The 16,636-nt window shown below is 46.9% G+C and carries 12 protein-coding genes and 5 tRNA genes; 6 read left to right on the top strand and 11 right to left on the bottom strand.

All coding sequences use genetic code 11. The features are described from left to right. Positions 1–29: 29 nt before the first annotated feature. From ELR70_RS09590 to ELR70_RS09570, 5 genes are read left to right on the top strand one after another with little or no spacing between them, the layout of a single operon-like run. Positions 30–1,610 (top strand): ABC transporter substrate-binding protein, encoded by a 1,581-nt coding sequence (locus ELR70_RS09590; protein ID WP_054017352.1) that lies wholly within the window; start codon positions 30–32, stop codon positions 1,608–1,610. A 2-nt stretch (positions 1,611–1,612) separates the two neighbouring features. Further along, a complete protein-coding gene (locus tag ELR70_RS09585; protein WP_054017325.1) occupies positions 1,613–2,647 on the top strand; it encodes an ABC transporter permease subunit in 1,035 nt (344 codons plus the stop codon). Beyond that, positions 2,634–3,527, top strand: a complete 894-nt coding sequence (locus ELR70_RS09580; protein WP_054017324.1) for an ABC transporter permease subunit — start codon at positions 2,634–2,636, stop codon at positions 3,525–3,527. Before ELR70_RS09585 ends, ELR70_RS09580 begins: the two co-directional genes overlap by 14 nt. Next, positions 3,527–4,534, top strand: a complete 1,008-nt coding sequence (locus tag ELR70_RS09575) for an oligopeptide/dipeptide ABC transporter ATP-binding protein (RefSeq protein WP_054017323.1) — start codon at positions 3,527–3,529, stop codon at positions 4,532–4,534. Before ELR70_RS09580 ends, ELR70_RS09575 begins: the two co-directional genes overlap by 1 nt. Next, on the top strand, positions 4,519–5,280 hold the full coding sequence (locus tag ELR70_RS09570) for an ABC transporter ATP-binding protein (RefSeq protein WP_054017322.1): 762 nt from the start codon (positions 4,519–4,521) through the stop codon (positions 5,278–5,280). The genes ELR70_RS09575 and ELR70_RS09570 overlap by 16 nt, the downstream gene beginning before the upstream one ends. A gap of 72 nt (positions 5,281–5,352) precedes the next feature. Here the strand turns inward: ELR70_RS09570 and ELR70_RS09565 are convergent, their stop codons facing one another. The 11 genes from ELR70_RS09565 to ELR70_RS09515 all read right to left on the bottom strand — a co-directional run bounded on the left by ELR70_RS09565 (position 5,353) and on the right by ELR70_RS09515 (position 15,288). Continuing rightward, complete coding sequence (locus ELR70_RS09565) at positions 5,353–7,266, bottom strand: SurA N-terminal domain-containing protein (protein WP_054017321.1); 1,914 nt, start codon at positions 7,264–7,266, stop codon at positions 5,353–5,355. 335 nt (positions 7,267–7,601) lie between these two features. Continuing rightward, positions 7,602–7,874, bottom strand: coding sequence for a nucleoid-associated protein HU-beta (hupB, locus tag ELR70_RS09560; RefSeq protein WP_010386462.1), 273 nt, complete (start codon positions 7,872–7,874; stop codon positions 7,602–7,604). A 226-nt stretch (positions 7,875–8,100) separates the two neighbouring features. Beyond that, positions 8,101–10,464 (bottom strand): endopeptidase La, encoded by a 2,364-nt coding sequence (lon, locus tag ELR70_RS09555; protein ID WP_054017320.1) that lies wholly within the window; start codon positions 10,462–10,464, stop codon positions 8,101–8,103. Positions 10,465–10,809: 345 nt separating this feature from the next. After that, positions 10,810–12,093, bottom strand: a complete 1,284-nt coding sequence (gene clpX, locus ELR70_RS09550; protein WP_054017319.1) for an ATP-dependent protease ATP-binding subunit ClpX — start codon at positions 12,091–12,093, stop codon at positions 10,810–10,812. 142 nt (positions 12,094–12,235) lie between these two features. Further along, the gene (gene clpP, locus ELR70_RS09545) at positions 12,236–12,853 is read right to left on the bottom strand and encodes an ATP-dependent Clp endopeptidase proteolytic subunit ClpP (RefSeq protein WP_054017318.1); all 618 of its coding nucleotides are present in this window, start codon (positions 12,851–12,853) and stop codon (positions 12,236–12,238) included. 282 nt (positions 12,854–13,135) lie between these two features. Beyond that, positions 13,136–14,443, bottom strand: a complete 1,308-nt coding sequence (gene tig, locus ELR70_RS09540) for a trigger factor (protein WP_054017317.1) — start codon at positions 14,441–14,443, stop codon at positions 13,136–13,138. A gap of 333 nt (positions 14,444–14,776) precedes the next feature. Further along, a tRNA-Pro gene (locus tag ELR70_RS09535) sits at positions 14,777–14,853 on the bottom strand. Between the two features lie 19 nt (positions 14,854–14,872). After that, positions 14,873–14,949: transfer RNA gene (locus ELR70_RS09530), tRNA-Pro, on the bottom strand. Positions 14,950–14,968: 19 nt separating this feature from the next. Next, positions 14,969–15,044 (bottom strand) — tRNA-His (locus ELR70_RS09525). A 21-nt stretch (positions 15,045–15,065) separates the two neighbouring features. Continuing rightward, positions 15,066–15,142, bottom strand: a tRNA-Arg gene (locus ELR70_RS09520). A 69-nt stretch (positions 15,143–15,211) separates the two neighbouring features. Next, positions 15,212–15,288 (bottom strand) — tRNA-Pro (locus ELR70_RS09515). A 392-nt stretch (positions 15,289–15,680) separates the two neighbouring features. On the opposite strand from ELR70_RS09515, the gene folD reads away from it, so the two are divergent. Then, entirely contained in the window at positions 15,681–16,535 is an 855-nt protein-coding gene (folD, locus tag ELR70_RS09510) for a bifunctional methylenetetrahydrofolate dehydrogenase/methenyltetrahydrofolate cyclohydrolase FolD (protein WP_054017316.1), read from the top strand. Positions 16,536–16,636 lie beyond the last annotated feature (101 nt).

Raw genomic sequence — 16,636 nt, 5'->3', positions numbered from 1 at the left:
CTAAATACTGGCTATTCCCCGTCACAGCCCTGCTAAGTGCGCTGCTCGCAGGCTGCAGTGACAACACTGCACAGGCCCAACGCAAGATCCAGGGGATCGTCTATTGCGCCGAAGCCAACCCGGTGTCGTTTAATCCGCAGGTCACCACAACAGGTTCAACCATAGATATTATTGCTAACCAGCTATACAACACCCTGATCAGCATAGATCCGCTCACTGCAGAGTTTCGCCCTGAGCTGGCAACCGGCTGGGAGATCAGTGAAGACGGTAAGCAAATCACCTTTACGCTGCGCAAAGACGTTACTTTTCACACTACAGACTATTTTACCCCGACCCGCACTATGACTGCCGATGACGTGGTGTTTTCGTTTAACCGTCTGTTCGATGTCTACAATCCATTCCATTTTGTGGGTGATGCGAATTATCCCTATTTTCAAAGTGTGGGCATGGATCAGCTTATTCGCCAAATAGTCAAAGTAGACGACTACACAGTAAGATTCGAACTATTCAGCAGTGAAAGTAGCTTTTTATCCAACATCGCCACCGACTTTGCGGTGATCCTGTCGCAGGAGTACGCCATGCAGCTGGTAGCACAAGAGCGAAAACAGGATTTCGACGCGTTACCTGTGGGCACCGGCCCCTACAAATACAAGGGCTTTTTGCGCGATAACCTAATCCGTTACCACAAACATCCGGGTTACTGGAAACATGACCTGGCCATGGATCAGCTGGTGTATGACATCACCACCAATAACACCAGCCGTATTGCCAAAATGCTGACCAAAGAGTGTGACATTACCGCGCACCCCAGCGCCACTCAGCTGGAAACTCTGGCGGCGCGCAAAGACATCCGAGTCGATAAGGCCGTCAACCTGAATGTAGGCTACTGGGCCTTTAATACCGAAAAGCCTCCTTTTGATAACGTTCTGGTGCGTAAGGCGTTGGCACACAGCATCGATTTTCAGAAAATCATGAAAGCGGTATTCTACGGCAACGGGATCCAGGCTCGCTCCATTTTACCGCCTTCATCCTGGGCCTTTCAGACTCAGGCAATGCCCAGCTATGACCCGGAGCGCGCCCGGGAGTTTTTGACACAGGCAGGGTATCCAGATGGCTTTGAAATGGATTTGTGGGCCATGCCGGTTTCTCGAATTTATAACCCTAATGCACGAAAAATGGCCGAGCTTATTCAAAGTGACCTGCGCGAAATAGGGATCCGTGCGACCATAGTTGAGTACGAGTGGAACACCTTCCTGGAGCGAGTTGGCCGACACGAACACGACAGTGTATTGCTCGGCTGGGCCGCTGATACGCCAGATCCGGACAACTTTTTCAGCCCTTTGTTAAGCTGCACAGCAACATTCAGTGGCAAAAACCCCGCAAACTGGTGTAACCCGGAGTTTGACCTATTACTCACTCAGGCACTTGATACCAGTGATCTGCAACAGCGTAAACAGTTTTATCAGCAAGCTCAGCAAATGTTAATTGCAGAACTGCCCGTTGTACCGATTGCTCACGGCATGCGTTTTCAGGCAAGTAACACCAGTGTGATGGGCATAGAGCTACGTCCTTTTGGTGGTATTTCTTTGGCTAACGCGAGGAAAAACTGATTATGTTTGCAGACTTTTTATTTCGTCGTCTCAGCCTGTTGCTATTCATGCTGTTTGCACTTACCGCGTTTACCTTTGCACTGAATTATCTGTTCCCTGGAGATCTGCTCACCAACTTCAGCGGAGAACTGAGTACCAATTTTAGCCAGACACAAATTTTACAGCAAAAATACCATATCGATGACGGCCTTCTGGTCCAGTATCAGGCCTTTCTGCTCCGCCTCTTTCAGGGGGACTGGGGATTATCCTTATCCTCTGGTCAGGAAGTATTCGGCCATGTAAAACAGCTATTTCCGGCCACCATAGAACTTTGTGTATACGCATTGATTGTCGCACTATGCCTTGGTATCCCTGCGGGAGTGATTGCCAGTGCGTATCACAACAAGTGGCCAGATAAAGTGATCAGCTCACTGACTTTACTTGGTTTTTCAATACCAGTCTTCTGGTTGGCACTGTTACTGATCATGATTTTTTGTCTCAGTTTTGGCTGGTTTCCTATGTCGGGTCGTATTGGTCTGCTGTACGAGATCCCGCCCGTCACTAATTTTATTTTATTGGATATTTGGCTGCATGACTTCCCCTATGGTGGACAGGCCTTTGCAGATGCACTGCACCACTTGACGCTGCCTACAGTCGTATTAGCCATGTACCCAACTACAGTGCTTGTTCGCTTTACCCGAGACTCCATGCTAACCGTACTGGAACAAAACTATATTAAAACGGCACGGGCTAAAGGCCTTAACCGTCGGCAGTTGATCCTTGACCACGCGCTGCGCAACGCCTTATTACCAGTGATCAAGCAAATAGGGCTGCAATTTAGTACGCTGATCACGCTGGCCATGGTTACAGAAGTGATATTTTCCTGGCCGGGGATCGGTCGCTGGATGATAGAGAGTATTTATCAGCGCGACTATCCTGCAATTCAGGGGGGTCTGCTGGCAGTCTCCTTTTTTGTTATTTTCGCGAATATGCTGGCAGATGTGATCCACACACTCCTTGACCCGCTAGCCAGGAATCAGGCCCATGGCAAAGTTTAACCTCTTTACAGAAGAGTCTAACCGCTCTCCATTATCCCGGCTGTGGCGTAAGTTTAAAGCGAACCACCCGGCATTGGTTGGGCTGTGGCTATTTATTGCGTTGACGCTGCTCGCCCTGTTGGCTCCTTTGTTAGCCCCTTATGGTATCGATCAGCAGCATGCCGATGCCTTATTGCTTCCCCCTTCCTGGCACGATGAGGGGAATGTTAACTTTATTCTGGGTACAGATGATTTGGGACGTGACGTTTTGTCTCGCCTGATGCGAGGTGCCACTTACACCTTTGGCTTGTCAATCGTCGCGGCACTGTTAACCACTCTGATGGGGGTAGTGCTGGGCACGTTAGCTGGGTGTAGTCAGGGTTTTAAGTCTAGCTTGCTCAACCACCTACTGGATATTACCCTGGCCATCCCGTCGCTGCTACTGGCCATTATCATTATCGCCATTTTAGGTCCTGGTCTGTTTAACACTGTATGGGCGATTATCTTCGCGTTGCTCCCTCAGTATATTCATTCTATCCGAAACCTGGTGGTTGAAGAGCTTAATAAGGATTATATCAGCGCGTTCAGACTGGATGGTGCAAGCCGCTGGCAATTAATTATGCGTGGTGTACTACCCAATATCTATGAACATATCGTGGTTATTTTCACCTTAGCTCTGTCGACTGCCATTCTGGATATCGCGGCCCTGGGCTTTTTAAAACTCGGTGCTCAACCCCCCACCACTGAATGGGGAGCGATGTTGGCGGAAAACCTGGGGTTGATCTATCTGGCTCCATGGACCGTGGGCCTGCCCGGCGCGCTGTTGTTTTTATCCGTGCTTGCGACTAACCTTGTCGGTGACGGGCTACGCGACGCATTGCAGGCGAGAAAGGCAGATTAATGCAATTACTTGATATCAAAAACCTCACCATCGAATTACCCACTGACAATGGCGTGATCCGCGCTGTAGACCGGGTTAGCCTAAGTCTTAAGGAGGGTGAGGTGCATGCCCTGGTGGGTGAATCCGGGTCTGGCAAAAGCTTGATAGCAAAAGCCATCGTTGGGGTTTTAAACAACCGCTGGCGCGTTACCGCTGACCGCATGCACTGGCAGGGGGTAGATCTGATGCGCTTGAGCCCGGAAAAACGCCGTAAGCTGGTGAGCCGGGATATTGCCATGATCTATCAGGAGCCAAGCCGGAGTCTGGACCCGACCGCCAAGATTTTTGAGCAAGTGGCAGAGTCACTGCCCGATAGCTGTTTTAAAGGCGGCTTTTTTAGTCGCCGCAATGAGCGCAAAGAAAAAGTAAAAGCCTTACTGCACAAAGTCGGGATCCGGGATCACCGTCGCGTGTCGAGCAGCTACCCTCATGAGCTTTCAGAAGGTGTCTGCCAGAAGGTGATGATTGCCATGGCCATTGCAAGAAGTCCCAAACTGTTAATTGCAGACGAGCCGACTACAGCACTCGAAACCACGACCCGGGCGCAGGTTTTCCGTTTATTGAAAAGCCTCAACCAGCTTAAAAATATGTCAATTTTGATGATCACTCATGAGCTGGAAGAAATCGCCGACTGGTCTCATGCTATGCATGTGCTCTATTGTGGCCAGATGGTCGAAGCGGGACCCACAACGAAAGTGTTTTGCCACCCTTACCATCCCTATACACAAGCACTGGTGAAATCACTGCCTGACTATGCTCACGGAATTGGCCACAAAGCATCATTCTTTGCACTTAAAGGCACAATACCACCGTTACAGCACTTACCAATAGGTTGCCGGCTGGGCCCTCGTTGCCCGCAAGCACAGCGTGAGTGTGTCGTTACACCGGATCAGGTTAAGTCGCACGGCCATGCCTATGCCTGCCACTTTCCGTTGCTTCAGGAGAAGAAAAAATGCAACCCGTGTTAAAAGTGCAATCACTGAATAAGACTTTTAACACGCGCGCAGGTCTGTTCCGAAGAAAGCGCGTCAAAGTGCTTAAAGACGTTTCCTTCGCAGTTGCCCCCGGTGAAACACTGGCTGTGATTGGCGAAACAGGGTCTGGAAAAAGCACTCTGGCCCGCGTTCTGGCAGGTGCCGAACACGCAGACTCAGGGCAGATCTTGCTCAACGGTGAAATGATTGAAGACAATGGCCATCAAAATCATGATTGTCGTCATATTCGTCTTATCTTTCAGGACCCCACTCGCTCGCTTAACCCGGGTCTGACCATTGGCGATATGCTGGACGACTGTCTGAGATTAAACACGCAGCTCACCAAACACCAGCGTGACAAAAAAATAGTTGCCACACTATCTCGAGTCGGGTTGCTCTCTGAGCACTATGATTATTACCCACATATGTTCAGTGGCGGACAATTACAGCGGGTCGCACTCGCCCGGGCATTAATCCTGGACCCTAAAGTCGTGGTACTGGATGAAGCACTGTCATCGCTCGACCCTTCAGTACGTGCTCAGACTGTGAACCTGCTGCTACAATTACAACGTGATTCCGGGCTCAGCTACATTTTGATTACCCACCACCTGAGTCTGGTGCGCCATATGAGTGACAAACTACTCGTCCTGAGCCGAGGTAAAAGCGTTGAGTATGGCCAGAGCGAGTCTATTTTTCGCGCGCCCAAATCTAAAGTTATGCAGAAGCTTCTGGCAGTATAATACCAACTAACGCATTATCCAGACATAAAAAAACGCCGGACAATACCGGCGTTTTTTATTCAATACAGTGAATTACTGAACTTCGTCGCTGAACTGAAGCGTCGGACGCACCACATCAGCGTCAGACTCCAGCGCATTCAATAATGCCAGGAAGTTCTTATTCACGACTGACATAGTGATGTTCTGTTTCTGTTGTGGCTCAACCTCACCTGTTACTGCCGTGGTAGTTACACCTTTCAATACTAACAGTGCTGCGTCACCGCTATTTAGCTCAACTAAAGCAGGTAGTGTCTTATCACTCTCTGGGTGAGCCAGTTTAAACGCCTGCTGGACAATCTCAGGAGCAACCGCAAAGCTTTGTCTCTTCAGCGCAGCTTCACTTTTAACCTCAGCAGACTCTGCTGCTGCGATATCGCTCAGTGCTTTGCCGCCTTCAAGTTGTGCAAATAAAGTTTTCGCTTTCTCTTTAATAAGCTCAGAAGCCTTTTCATTCTCAAGACGCGTTTTGATCTGTGCAGTCACATCTTCCAGTGGTTTAACTGTTGCAGGCTTGTGCTCTAGTACACGCACCACAACGATGTGCTCATTACCCGCTTCTAATACTTCTGAATTTACTCGGTCTTCAATCAATTCCGGAGTAAAAATGGCATTAGCAATTGTCGGGTCGTTAAGCGGTGCAGGCAACGCCATGCGCGATACCAGCTCAGTGCTTTTAAGTTCAATGTCAGCCACAGCTGCTGCATCTTCAAGAGAATCGGCCACTTCAAAGGCTACCTCAGCAATTTGAGATTGTTTTTCATAAAACGCATTTGCCTTCGCAGTGCTTTCCAACTCCGCTCTTAAGTCTGCTGCAACATCTTCGAATGCTTTAGACTGCTGAGCCTGAAGGTCCGTCAGCTTAATGATATGGAAACCAAATTCAGTTTCAACTACCGGAGAAATATCACCGACGTTTGCCAGTGCAAATGCAGCCTCTTCAAACTCAGGCTCCATCATGTCGCGCTCGATCCAATCCAGATCACCGCCCACTTCCGCAGACGCAATGTCATCGGACTCGGTAGATGCAAGCTCAGCAAAGTCTTTTCCACCTTGCAACTGCTGGTAAAGAGATTCCGCTTTTTGTTTCGCCGCATCTGCGTCTTCTGCATTTTCAATCAGAATGTGCGCCACACGACGACGCTCTTCTTCCAGGTACTGCGCCTGGTTTTCTTCATAGTAAGCACGTACCTCTTCGTCAGAGATCGGCTTTTCCAATGTAATATCGTCTGATTTCAGTTCAAGATACTGCAATGCAATCTGCTCAGGAGCCTGGAATTGCTCTTGATTCAGCTGATAGTAGTCTGAAATCTCTTCTTCAGTAACTACCACGTCTTGCTTCACTGTATCTTTGCTCAGCGTCATGTAGTCAATGTCACGGGTCTGCTGTTGCAATGCCAAAGTGTGCTTAAGCTCGTTATCCAGCACAAAATCGGAACCAGCCACGGCAGAAACCAATTGATTGCGGGTCATTTCTTCACGCATGTATTCGCGGAATGTATCCGGTTGGAAGTTCATCTGACGGATCAGCTGTAGATATCTGTCGTTACTGAACTCACCACCAAGCTGGAAGTAAGGCAGCTCAAAAATTGCCTGCTTTACTTGATCATCGCTCACTCTGAGTCCCAGCTCTATCGCTAACTGGTTTTGTAATTCTTGTTGTACCAGACGGTCAACGACCCCACTGCGGACCTGAGCCATGTATGCTGGATCAGCAGAGATTTGCGTAAAATACTCACCAAACTGACGCTCCAGACGTGCACGTTCATTTTCAAAGGCGCGTGAGAATTCCATTTGTGTGATCTTTACCCCATTGACTTCTGCTACGGCCTGCTCTGTGGTTTGACCTAGGTAACCACCGATCCCTGCCAACGCAAAAGACAAGATCACTACACCAAGAATAATTTTGGCTGCCAGGCCTTGTGAGCCCTCTCTAATCTTTTCTAGCATTTATTCTATCTCTTATCTAAGTCAAAGCATGTTCAGTACTTTGGGTTTATCGCATATCCAGGTCTGTTGTGCATGGCACATCAGCACCTGTCTTGTCTCTGTACCTATTTATATGGATAAGTGCTGCGATTGCAAGCATATTCACGCGACCTGTCGGCAAGCCACTTACACTTCAGTATGATTAGCTCAGTCCACAATGGAGCAAGCCAATTGCGGCATCATCCAGATGGTATAAAAAAAGCGTATCTTAGCAGATACGCTTTTTATCTTGAAGCTTATCTCGTCTAATTACACTATCTTAACATAGGTAGTTCGACAGATTGAGCTGAATCTGCTTAGTTTACCGCGTCTTTCAGAGCTTTACCGGCTTTGAAAGAAGGGATGTTAGCTGCAGCGATTTCGATTGCGGCGCCAGTTTGTGGGTTACGACCAGTACGTGCTGCACGCTCGCGTACTGAGAAAGTACCAAAACCAACTAGGGCAACTGAGTCACCATCTTTTAGCGCACCAGTTACTGACTCAATGAATGAATCCAGAGCACGACCAGCAGCCGCTTTAGAAATATCAGCATCAGCTGCGATTTGATCGATTAATTGAGATTTATTCACAATATCATCCTCTTACATTGTTATTATCAAGAGCGATGAGGGCTTACCACTAACATCACTTTTGTAGTTAACTCAGAGAGATCTGACGACTCTCTATTTCATCTAATGTCTCAAAGCCTAGTAACTACGGGGGTTTGTGAGCTACCAGGCTAAATACAGTGCTTAAGTTAGCATACCATTTAGATTTGAAAACCCTTTTTACGCACTTTTATGTACTTTTTCTGCTTTACTCGGCCGACTTTTGCGACTCAATGGTAAAACTGTCTACCGGATGAGCAAGTGCCAGCGATAAAACGTCATCAATCCAGCTCACCGGATGAATTTCAAGACCTTCCAGAACATTTTGCGGGATCTCTTTGAGGTCGCGCTCGTTCTTTTTAGGGATAACAACAGTTTTGATGCCACCTCGATGTGCAGCTAACAGTTTTTCTTTTAATCCACCGATTGGTAAAACTTCACCACGTAACGTGATTTCCCCGGTCATAGCCACATCGCTACGTACGGGGTTGCCTGTGAGGCTTGAGACCAGGGCTGTCACCATGGCGATACCGGCACTGGGGCCATCTTTGGGCGTCGCCCCTTCTGGCACATGCACATGGATATCACGCTTCTCGTAAAAATCATCATTAATTCTGAGCTTTTCAGCGCGATTACGTACCACCGTCGTTGCAGCCTGAATCGACTCTTGCATTACATCGCCCAAAGAGCCCGTGTAAGCAAGCTTACCTTTACCAGGTACCGCCGCACACTCGATTGTCAGTAAATCACCACCCACTTCTGTCCACGCCAAACCAGTCACTAAACCAACGCGGTCGCCATCTTCTGCCTTACCGTAATCAAAGCGCTGAACACCCAGATAGCTCTCCAGATTGTCGGCATTGATCACCACTTTGTCCTTAGACTTACTTAGCAGAATACTCTTAACCGCTTTACGGCATAGTTTGGACATTTCACGCTCTAGGTTACGTACGCCTGCTTCACGCGTGTAGTAGCGGATAGTATCAATAATGGCACTATCTTCAATCTCAATTTCGTGTTCCTTCAACCCATTACGTTTAATTTGTTTCGGGATAAGGTGCTGCTTAGAGATGTTGAGCTTTTCATCTTCGGTATAGCCAGAAAGGCGGATCACCTCCATCCTGTCAAGTAAAGGACCTGGAATGTTGAAGCTGTTGGAGGTCGCCACAAACATTACATCAGACAAATCGTACTCTACTTCGAGATAATGATCGGCAAAGCTACTGTTTTGTTCTGGATCCAGCACTTCGAGTAGCGCTGAAGCAGGGTCGCCTCGCATGTCAGAAGACATTTTGTCGATTTCGTCTAGCAAGAACAGCGGATTCTTTACACCCACTTTGGTCATGCTCTGGATGAGCTTACCTGGCATTGAACCGATGTAAGTACGTCTGTGACCACGGATCTCAGCCTCATCTCGCACGCCACCCAATGCCATGCGTACATATTTACGTCCCGTTGAACGAGCAATCGATTGTCCCAAGCTGGTTTTACCTACCCCTGGCGGACCGACCAAACACAAAATGGGCCCTTTCAGCTTGTTGGTGCGCTGTTGAACCGCCAAATATTCGATAATTCGCTCTTTAACTTTCTCAAGTCCATAATGGTCGGCGTCGAGGATTTTTTGCGCATTCGCAAGATCTTTTTTGACCTTAGAGCGCTTTTTCCACGGCACACCTATCAAAGTGTCAATATAGGAGCGTACCACAGTCGCCTCAGCAGACATGGGCGACATCATCTTAAGCTTGTTCAGCTCCGAGGTCGCTTTTTCTTCCGCTTCTTTGGGCATCTGAGCTTCAGCAATGCGTTTTTTCAATGCTTCAAACTCGTCTGGCACATCATCGAGCTCACCCAGCTCTTTCTGGATGGCTTTCATTTGTTCATTGAGATAATACTCACGTTGAGACTTTTCCATTTGCTTTTTAACGCGCGAACGGATTTTCTTCTCAACCTGAAGCAGGTCAATCTCACCTTCCATTAGTGCCATCAGATACTCTAGGCGGTCAGTGACATTGTAAAGTTCCAATACTTTTTGTTTTTCTGGCACTTTTATTGGCATGTGGGCCGCCATAGTATCAGCAAGACGTGCCGTTTCATCAATGCCGGAAACGGAAGTCAGTACTTCTGGCGGGATCTTCTTGTTGAGTTTTACATACCCTTCAAACTGACTAATGGCACTGCGAATAAAGATATCCTGCTCCGGGCCTTCGATGTTTTCAGAGGCAATAAACTGTGCTTCTGCTAAAAAGTAGTCGTCGGTTACCAGAAACTTTTCAATTTTCGCTCGCTGAGTACCTTCTACCAGTACTTTGACAGTACCGTCAGGCAGCTTTAGTAATTGCAAGACAGTGGCGACAGTACCGACCTGATAAATATCATCAGTGTCGGGATCATCAATAGATGCCTCTTTTTGTGCCACTAAAAAAATTTGCTTGTCATTTTCCATCGCGGCTTCGAGGCATTTTATTGATTTTTCTCTGCCTACAAATAGCGGGATCACCATATGAGGGTATACGACCACATCACGCAGTGCCAATACGGGTATCTCGACTCGATCCATTCTCTCAAGCGTCATTATATTCTCTTCGCACTTCATTAATTTCAAGGATTAGGGTGGTATATGGGGGTTGTCTTCAAAAAGTTCAACCTATCTACCAACCCGTATCGATTTCTAGTTTGAGTTTATACCAATTTGCTTAATTAAGTGTTCTATTTTGAGGCGAGAAAACAGGCTCGATAACAAGGCAAAAATTTTGCTATTTAGTTGTTCTAAATGAGAAATTTTTAACGCTGGTAGCGTCATATTTGCTCCGTCAAATTGAACAGGTATTAAGTGAAATTGGTATTATAGATTACTGGTACTACCAAACTGTAGACAAAAAAAGGAGCCCGAGGCTCCTTTTGCGATAAAACGAGGCCATTACTCCGACGCTGCTTTATCCTGATTGTTATTCTCGTATATTAAAATTGGGTCTGACTCACCTTTAATGACGGTTTCGTCTACCACAACTTTACTCACATCTTCTATCGAAGGTAGTTCGTACATGGTGTCTAGTAGCACACCTTCCACAATGGAACGTAACCCACGAGCACCGGTTTTTCTTTCCATGGCTTTATGAGCAATCGCTTTAAGCGCGTCTTCGCGGAACTCAAGCTCAACCCCTTCCATCTTGAACAGTGCACCATACTGTTTAGTTAATGCATTTTTAGGTTCATTGAGGATTTGGATCAAAGCATCTTCATCCAGCTCGGCTAAAGTAGCCACGACAGGTAAACGGCCAATGAACTCAGGAATTAGGCCATACTTGACCAAGTCTTCAGGCTCGACATCTTTGAAGGTTTCGCTCAAAGAACGTTCGCTGTCCGAAGATTTAACCTGAGCACCAAATCCGATACCGGTGTTAGTGTGGCTGCGCTGCTCGATCACTTTGTCTAAGCCCGCAAATGCCCCACCACAGATAAACAAGATTTTTGATGTGTCAACTTGCAAAAACTCTTGTTGCGGATGTTTACGTCCACCTTGCGGTGGTACTGATGCAACTGTGCCTTCAATTAATTTTAGCAACGCTTGTTGCACACCTTCACCAGATACATCACGTGTGATTGACGGGTTATCTGACTTACGTGAAATTTTGTCAATTTCGTCAATGTAGACAATACCACGTTGCGCTTTTTCTACATCGTAGTCACACTTCTGTAAGAGCTTCTGGATAATATTTTCAACATCCTCACCCACATAGCCAGCTTCAGTCAACGTGGTAGCATCAGCCATTGTGAAGGGCACGTCTAGCAAACGCGCTAGTGTTTCTGCAAGGAGTGTTTTACCACTACCTGTTGGACCAATCAGCAAAATGTTACTTTTGCCCAGCTCAACATCGCCTTTCAGACCCTGATTTTTTAAACGCTTGTAATGGTTGTACACTGCAACCGACAGCACTTTCTTGGCATGCTCCTGGCCGATTACATAGTCATCAAGGTGATTTCGGATCTCTCTAGGTACCGGCAATTTATCAGACGAATCATGTTGCGGCGCTATATCCTTGATTTCTTCTCTAATGATGTCGTTACACAGTTCGACGCATTCATCACAAATGTACACTGACGGACCAGCGATCAACTTGCGTACTTCATGTTGGCTCTTACCACAAAATGAGCAGTATAAGAGCTTACTATTCTTGTCGCCGTCTGTAGGAGTGTCTGACATTCAGCTACCTCTTAAATTTGGTCAGTTATCTATTTAGATAACACAATACATATTTTAACTATACCAAAGAAATTTGCCTTTAGCATAGCCGGGCCAGTTGCATTTATCTAACGAATCTCAGATTGCCCCTGACCCAAATAGATTATTTGATGTTTCTGCTGCTGTGAACAGCATCAACCAGGCCATAATCTACGGCTTGTTCTGCATTCATAAAGTTGTCACGATCGGTGTCATTCGCAACCACTTCATAAGGCTGGCCCGTGTGCTCAGCCATCAGACGATTAAGCTTTTCTTTGATCGTCAGGATTTCTTTCGCATGAATTTCAAAATCGGACGCCTGGCCCTGGAAGCCACCAAGAGGTTGGTGGATCATCACTCGTGAATTTGGCAGACAGTAACGCTTGCCTTTCGCGCCACCAGATAGCAAAAATGCGCCCATACTTGCGGCTTGCCCTACACACACAGTGCTAACGTCTGGCTTGATAAAATTCATCGTATCATAAATAGACATACCCGCGGTGACAGAGCCACCAGGAGAGTTAATATAAAGGTAGATGTCTTTTTCAGGGCTTTCTGATTCCAAGAACAGCAGTTGAGCAACGATCAAGTTTGCCATATGGTCCTCAACCTGACCGGTCAAGAAAATGATCCGCTCTTTGAGCAAACGAGAATAGATGTCATACGAACGCTCACCTTTTGCTGTTTGTTCAACAACCATCGGGACTAAAGCGTTTAGAGGATCAAACATACCGTCATTCATTTTATAGATTCCTTATAAACAGGGAAGTGCACTGCAAAACCTGGCCACCTGTCAGTCTCATCGGGAAGACAAGCGATATTCGTTTACTCAATTGACTAGGAGTTTATAGACATAAGTTTATACATAAGATGCTGATAAACAAAAGTATACACACAACCGTGTTGCTTTGAGCAAATAAACAAAAATGGCTCGCAGCACTGCAAAACACAGAGCAATACGAGCCATTTAAACGTTAGCTTAACAGTAAGTCAATAATTTCGTCTTTGACGAGATCAAAAGGGCTTACTGAGCCGCCTGTTGTGGGTTCATGATGTCGTCAAAAGACTTCTCAACATCAGCAACCTGAGCAGCTGCCAGAATCGCATCTACTGCCTGCTCTTCCATTGCTACGTTACGCATTTGCTGCATTAGCTGGTCGTTACCTTTGTAATAAGCAACAACTTCACTTGGATCTTCATAAGCAGAAGCAACTGTCTCGATCAACTCTTCAACTTTTGCATCGTCTACTTTGATGTCGTTCGCTTTGATAACTTCACCCAGTAGAAGGCCCGTTTTAACGCGTGTTACTGCTTGCTCGTGGAATAGCTCAGCCGGAAGCTCAGGCATATTCTTAGCATCACCACCGAAACGCTGTGCAGCTTGCTGACGTAGCGCGTCGATTTCTTGGTCGATCAGTGCTTTAGGCACGTCAACTTCGTTAGTCTCTAACAGACCTTTGATCGCTTGATCTTTGATTTGAGCTTTTACAGCCTGACCAAGTTCACGCGTCATGTTTTTCTTCACTTCTTCTTTCAGTGCGTCAACGCCACCTTCAGCTACACCGAACTTAGTTGCGAATTCGTCAGTCAGCTCAGGCAACTCCTGAACTTCAACTTTCTTCACAGTGATCTTGAACTGAGCCGCTTTACCTTTCAGGTTTTCAGCGTGATACTCTTCAGGGAAAGTCACATCTGCAACCACTTCTTCGCCTGCTTTCTTACCGATGATGCCATCTTCGAAACCTGGGATCATGCGACCTTGGCCTAGCTCCAGTGGGAAGTCTTCAGCTTTACCGCCTTCGAATTCTTCACCTTCAACAGTGCCCAGGAAGTCGATTGTTACACGGTCTTTTTCACCCGCAGCTGCATCGCTTTCAGTCCAGCTTGCGTGCTGTTTGCGCAGAGTTTCCAGCATGTTAGCCAGATCTTCTTCTGTTACGTCAACAACAGGCTTCTCAACTGAAATCTTTTCCAGGTCTTTCAGTTCAACTTCTGGATAAACTTCAAAAGTCGCATCAAATTCAAGGTCCTTACCCGCTTCCAGTGACTTAGGAGCAAAAGTAGGTGCGCCAGCAGGATTAATTTTCTCAGCGATAATTGCCTCGATGTAGTTGCGTTGCATCAGTTCACCAGCAACCTCTTGCATTACAGCGGCACCGTAGCGCTTTTTGATAACAGATACAGGTACTTTACCGTGACGGAAGCCATCGATACGCTGTGTTTTAGCCAGTTGTTGTAAGCGTTTTTTTACTTCAGTCTCAACGTTCTCAGCTGGAACTGTGATAGTCAGACGGCGCTCAAGACCTTGAGTCGTCTCAACAGAAACTTGCATGATATAACCTCAATTTTCATTTTTGGCGACTACGCGCCTTCCTTACAAACAAGCCGACTTTTTGTCAGATCAGATGACAGCAGAGCATCATATCTACTCAATCTCGATTGAGCAGACCACCGCAAAAAACACCCCTACATTTGATGTTTAGAATCAGTGCTGATCCCCGTCAGACTTGCTGCCTGCCCAGACAGGGCGCTATGTTAAATAATAGACGCGGCATTATAACCTATAAAACGGGAGAGTCGAGTAATCACAGCAAATAATTGATATAGCAAAGAGTAAAAATAAGGGGATAAAAAGAGATTTGTACGAAATAAAGAGAAGAAGAGATGGTCGGCGATGCAGGATTTGAACCTGCGACCCCTTGGACCCAAACCAAGTGCGCTACCAAGCTGCGCTAATCGCCGAATTTTAACTTTTTGAAGATGGTCGGCGATGCAGGATTTGAACCTGCGACCCCTTGGACCCAAACCAAGTGCGCTACCAAGCTGCGCTAATCGCCGAACATATAGGTTTTGTAGATGGGGCGACTGACGAGGCTTGAACTCGCGACAACCGGAATCACAATCCGGGGCTCTACCAACTGAGCTACAGCCGCCACTACAATGTGGATTTAAAATGGCGCACCCGGAAGGATTCGAACCTTCGACCGACGGCTTAGAAGGCCGTTGCTCTATCCAACTGAGCTACGGGCGCGGCGCAAAGAATGCTTCTTCGTGCATACCACCAACTTTCGTTGATTTACTTTACTCTTAGTAAGTAAAGTGGTCGGCGATGCAGGATTTGAACCTGCGACCCCTTGGACCCAAACCAAGTGCGCTACCAAGCTGCGCTAATCGCCGATTTGTTATTTTCAGAGTTTCTCTTGCGAGCCCCTCGTTGACAACGGGGTGCATAATAGTGATTTGCCTGGGTGAGGTCAAACATTTTTTTTAGAAATCATGCCAACTGACTATTTTTACTGCAAAACGTTTAATTTATATAACAAGACGACTGGTTTTTCAGCAATTTTGCCTGTCGCTGAGATAATAAAGTTACGCGGCATCGGATCCAGCTTGGCTATTTGAGGGATTTTTGCGAAAATAGTAGCGGCTTCATAAGTTTTTCAGTACTCAGTTCTGAGCAAGCCCTCACGCTGATACAGATGACTCAGTGAACTCCTATAAATAGAGTATCCTCTTTAATACACTCTATAATCGTTCAAGTAATTAACCCTTAAATTTAAAGGTCAGTCATGACGGCAAACATCATCGACGGTAAAGTCATTGCGAAACAAGTTCGCAGCACCGTAGCCAACCGCGTTGCAGCGCGGATCAATCAGGGTCTCAGAGCGCCAGGACTAGCAGTTGTACTTGTTGGCCAGGACCCCGCTAGTCAGGTATACGTAGGCTCAAAGCGCAAAGCATGTGAAGAAGTAGGCTTCGTATCTAAGTCATATGATCTACCCGCAGACACAAGTGAAGAGCAGTTACTGGAATTGGTGGACTCACTCAACCAAGATCCTAGCGTTGATGGTATCCTGGTTCAGCTTCCATTGCCTGACGGATTAGATGCCGAGAAAGTGCTGGAACGTATTCACCCGCACAAAGATGTTGATGGTTTCCACCCTTATAATGTCGGACGACTGGCGCAACGTATGCCAGCGCTACGCCCCTGCACGCCAAAAGGGATCATTACGCTGCTTGATTCAACGGGCGTTAGATATAAAGGGATGCATGCAGTCGTTGTTGGTGCGTCTAATATCGTTGGCCGCCCCATGTCGCTTGAGCTATTGCTCGCAGGATGCACAACCACTGTCTGCCATAAGTTCACCCAAGACCTGGAAGCCCACGTGAGGCGTGCCGATCTGCTGGTCGTTGCTGTTGGTAAACCTGAGTTCATTCCAGGTGACTGGATAAAAGAAGGTGCCATAGTCATCGATGTGGGCATTAATCGACTTGAATCAGGCAAGTTAGTCGGCGACGTACAATATGATGTGGCCGAACAACGCGCCAGCTTCATCACCCCTGTGCCCGGTGGTGTAGGACCAATGACCGTCGCAAGCTTAATTGAGAACACACTTGAGGCCTGCGAAAACTACCATAGCTAAATCCTATATTGCAGGTGCACATAGCACCTGCTCCTTTCCCGCTTTCTCGCCATTTCAATCTGGAACACAATCTAGCATGTTTTCAAATATGGGCTAATATT

The sequence above is a fragment of the Pseudoalteromonas sp. R3 genome (assembly GCF_004014715.1).
Lineage (GTDB): Bacteria > Pseudomonadota > Gammaproteobacteria > Enterobacterales > Alteromonadaceae > Pseudoalteromonas.
The sequence above is the reverse complement of the archived record's forward strand: the minus strand, read 5'-3'. Positions and strand labels throughout refer to the sequence as shown.

Bases quoted from the DNA above. Each gene is read 5' to 3' on its own strand.
- clpP (WP_054017318.1), bottom strand. From the start codon at position 12,853: ATGAATGACGGTATGTTTGATCCTCTAAACGCTTTAGTCCCGATGGTT.
- ELR70_RS09580 (WP_054017324.1), top strand. From the start codon at position 2,634: ATGGCAAAGTTTAACCTCTTTACAGAAGAGTCTAACCGCTCTCCATTA.
- clpX (WP_054017319.1), bottom strand. From the start codon at position 12,093: ATGTCAGACACTCCTACAGACGGCGACAAGAATAGTAAGCTCTTATAC.
- tig (WP_054017317.1), bottom strand. From the start codon at position 14,443: ATGCAAGTTTCTGTTGAGACGACTCAAGGTCTTGAGCGCCGTCTGACT.
- ELR70_RS09585 (WP_054017325.1), top strand. From the start codon at position 1,613: ATGTTTGCAGACTTTTTATTTCGTCGTCTCAGCCTGTTGCTATTCATG.
- ELR70_RS09565 (WP_054017321.1), bottom strand. From the start codon at position 7,266: ATGCTAGAAAAGATTAGAGAGGGCTCACAAGGCCTGGCAGCCAAAATT.
- folD (WP_054017316.1), top strand. From the start codon at position 15,681: ATGACGGCAAACATCATCGACGGTAAAGTCATTGCGAAACAAGTTCGC.
- ELR70_RS09570 (WP_054017322.1), top strand. From the start codon at position 4,519: ATGCAACCCGTGTTAAAAGTGCAATCACTGAATAAGACTTTTAACACG.
- lon (WP_054017320.1), bottom strand. From the start codon at position 10,464: ATGACGCTTGAGAGAATGGATCGAGTCGAGATACCCGTATTGGCACTG.
- ELR70_RS09575 (WP_054017323.1), top strand. From the start codon at position 3,527: ATGCAATTACTTGATATCAAAAACCTCACCATCGAATTACCCACTGAC.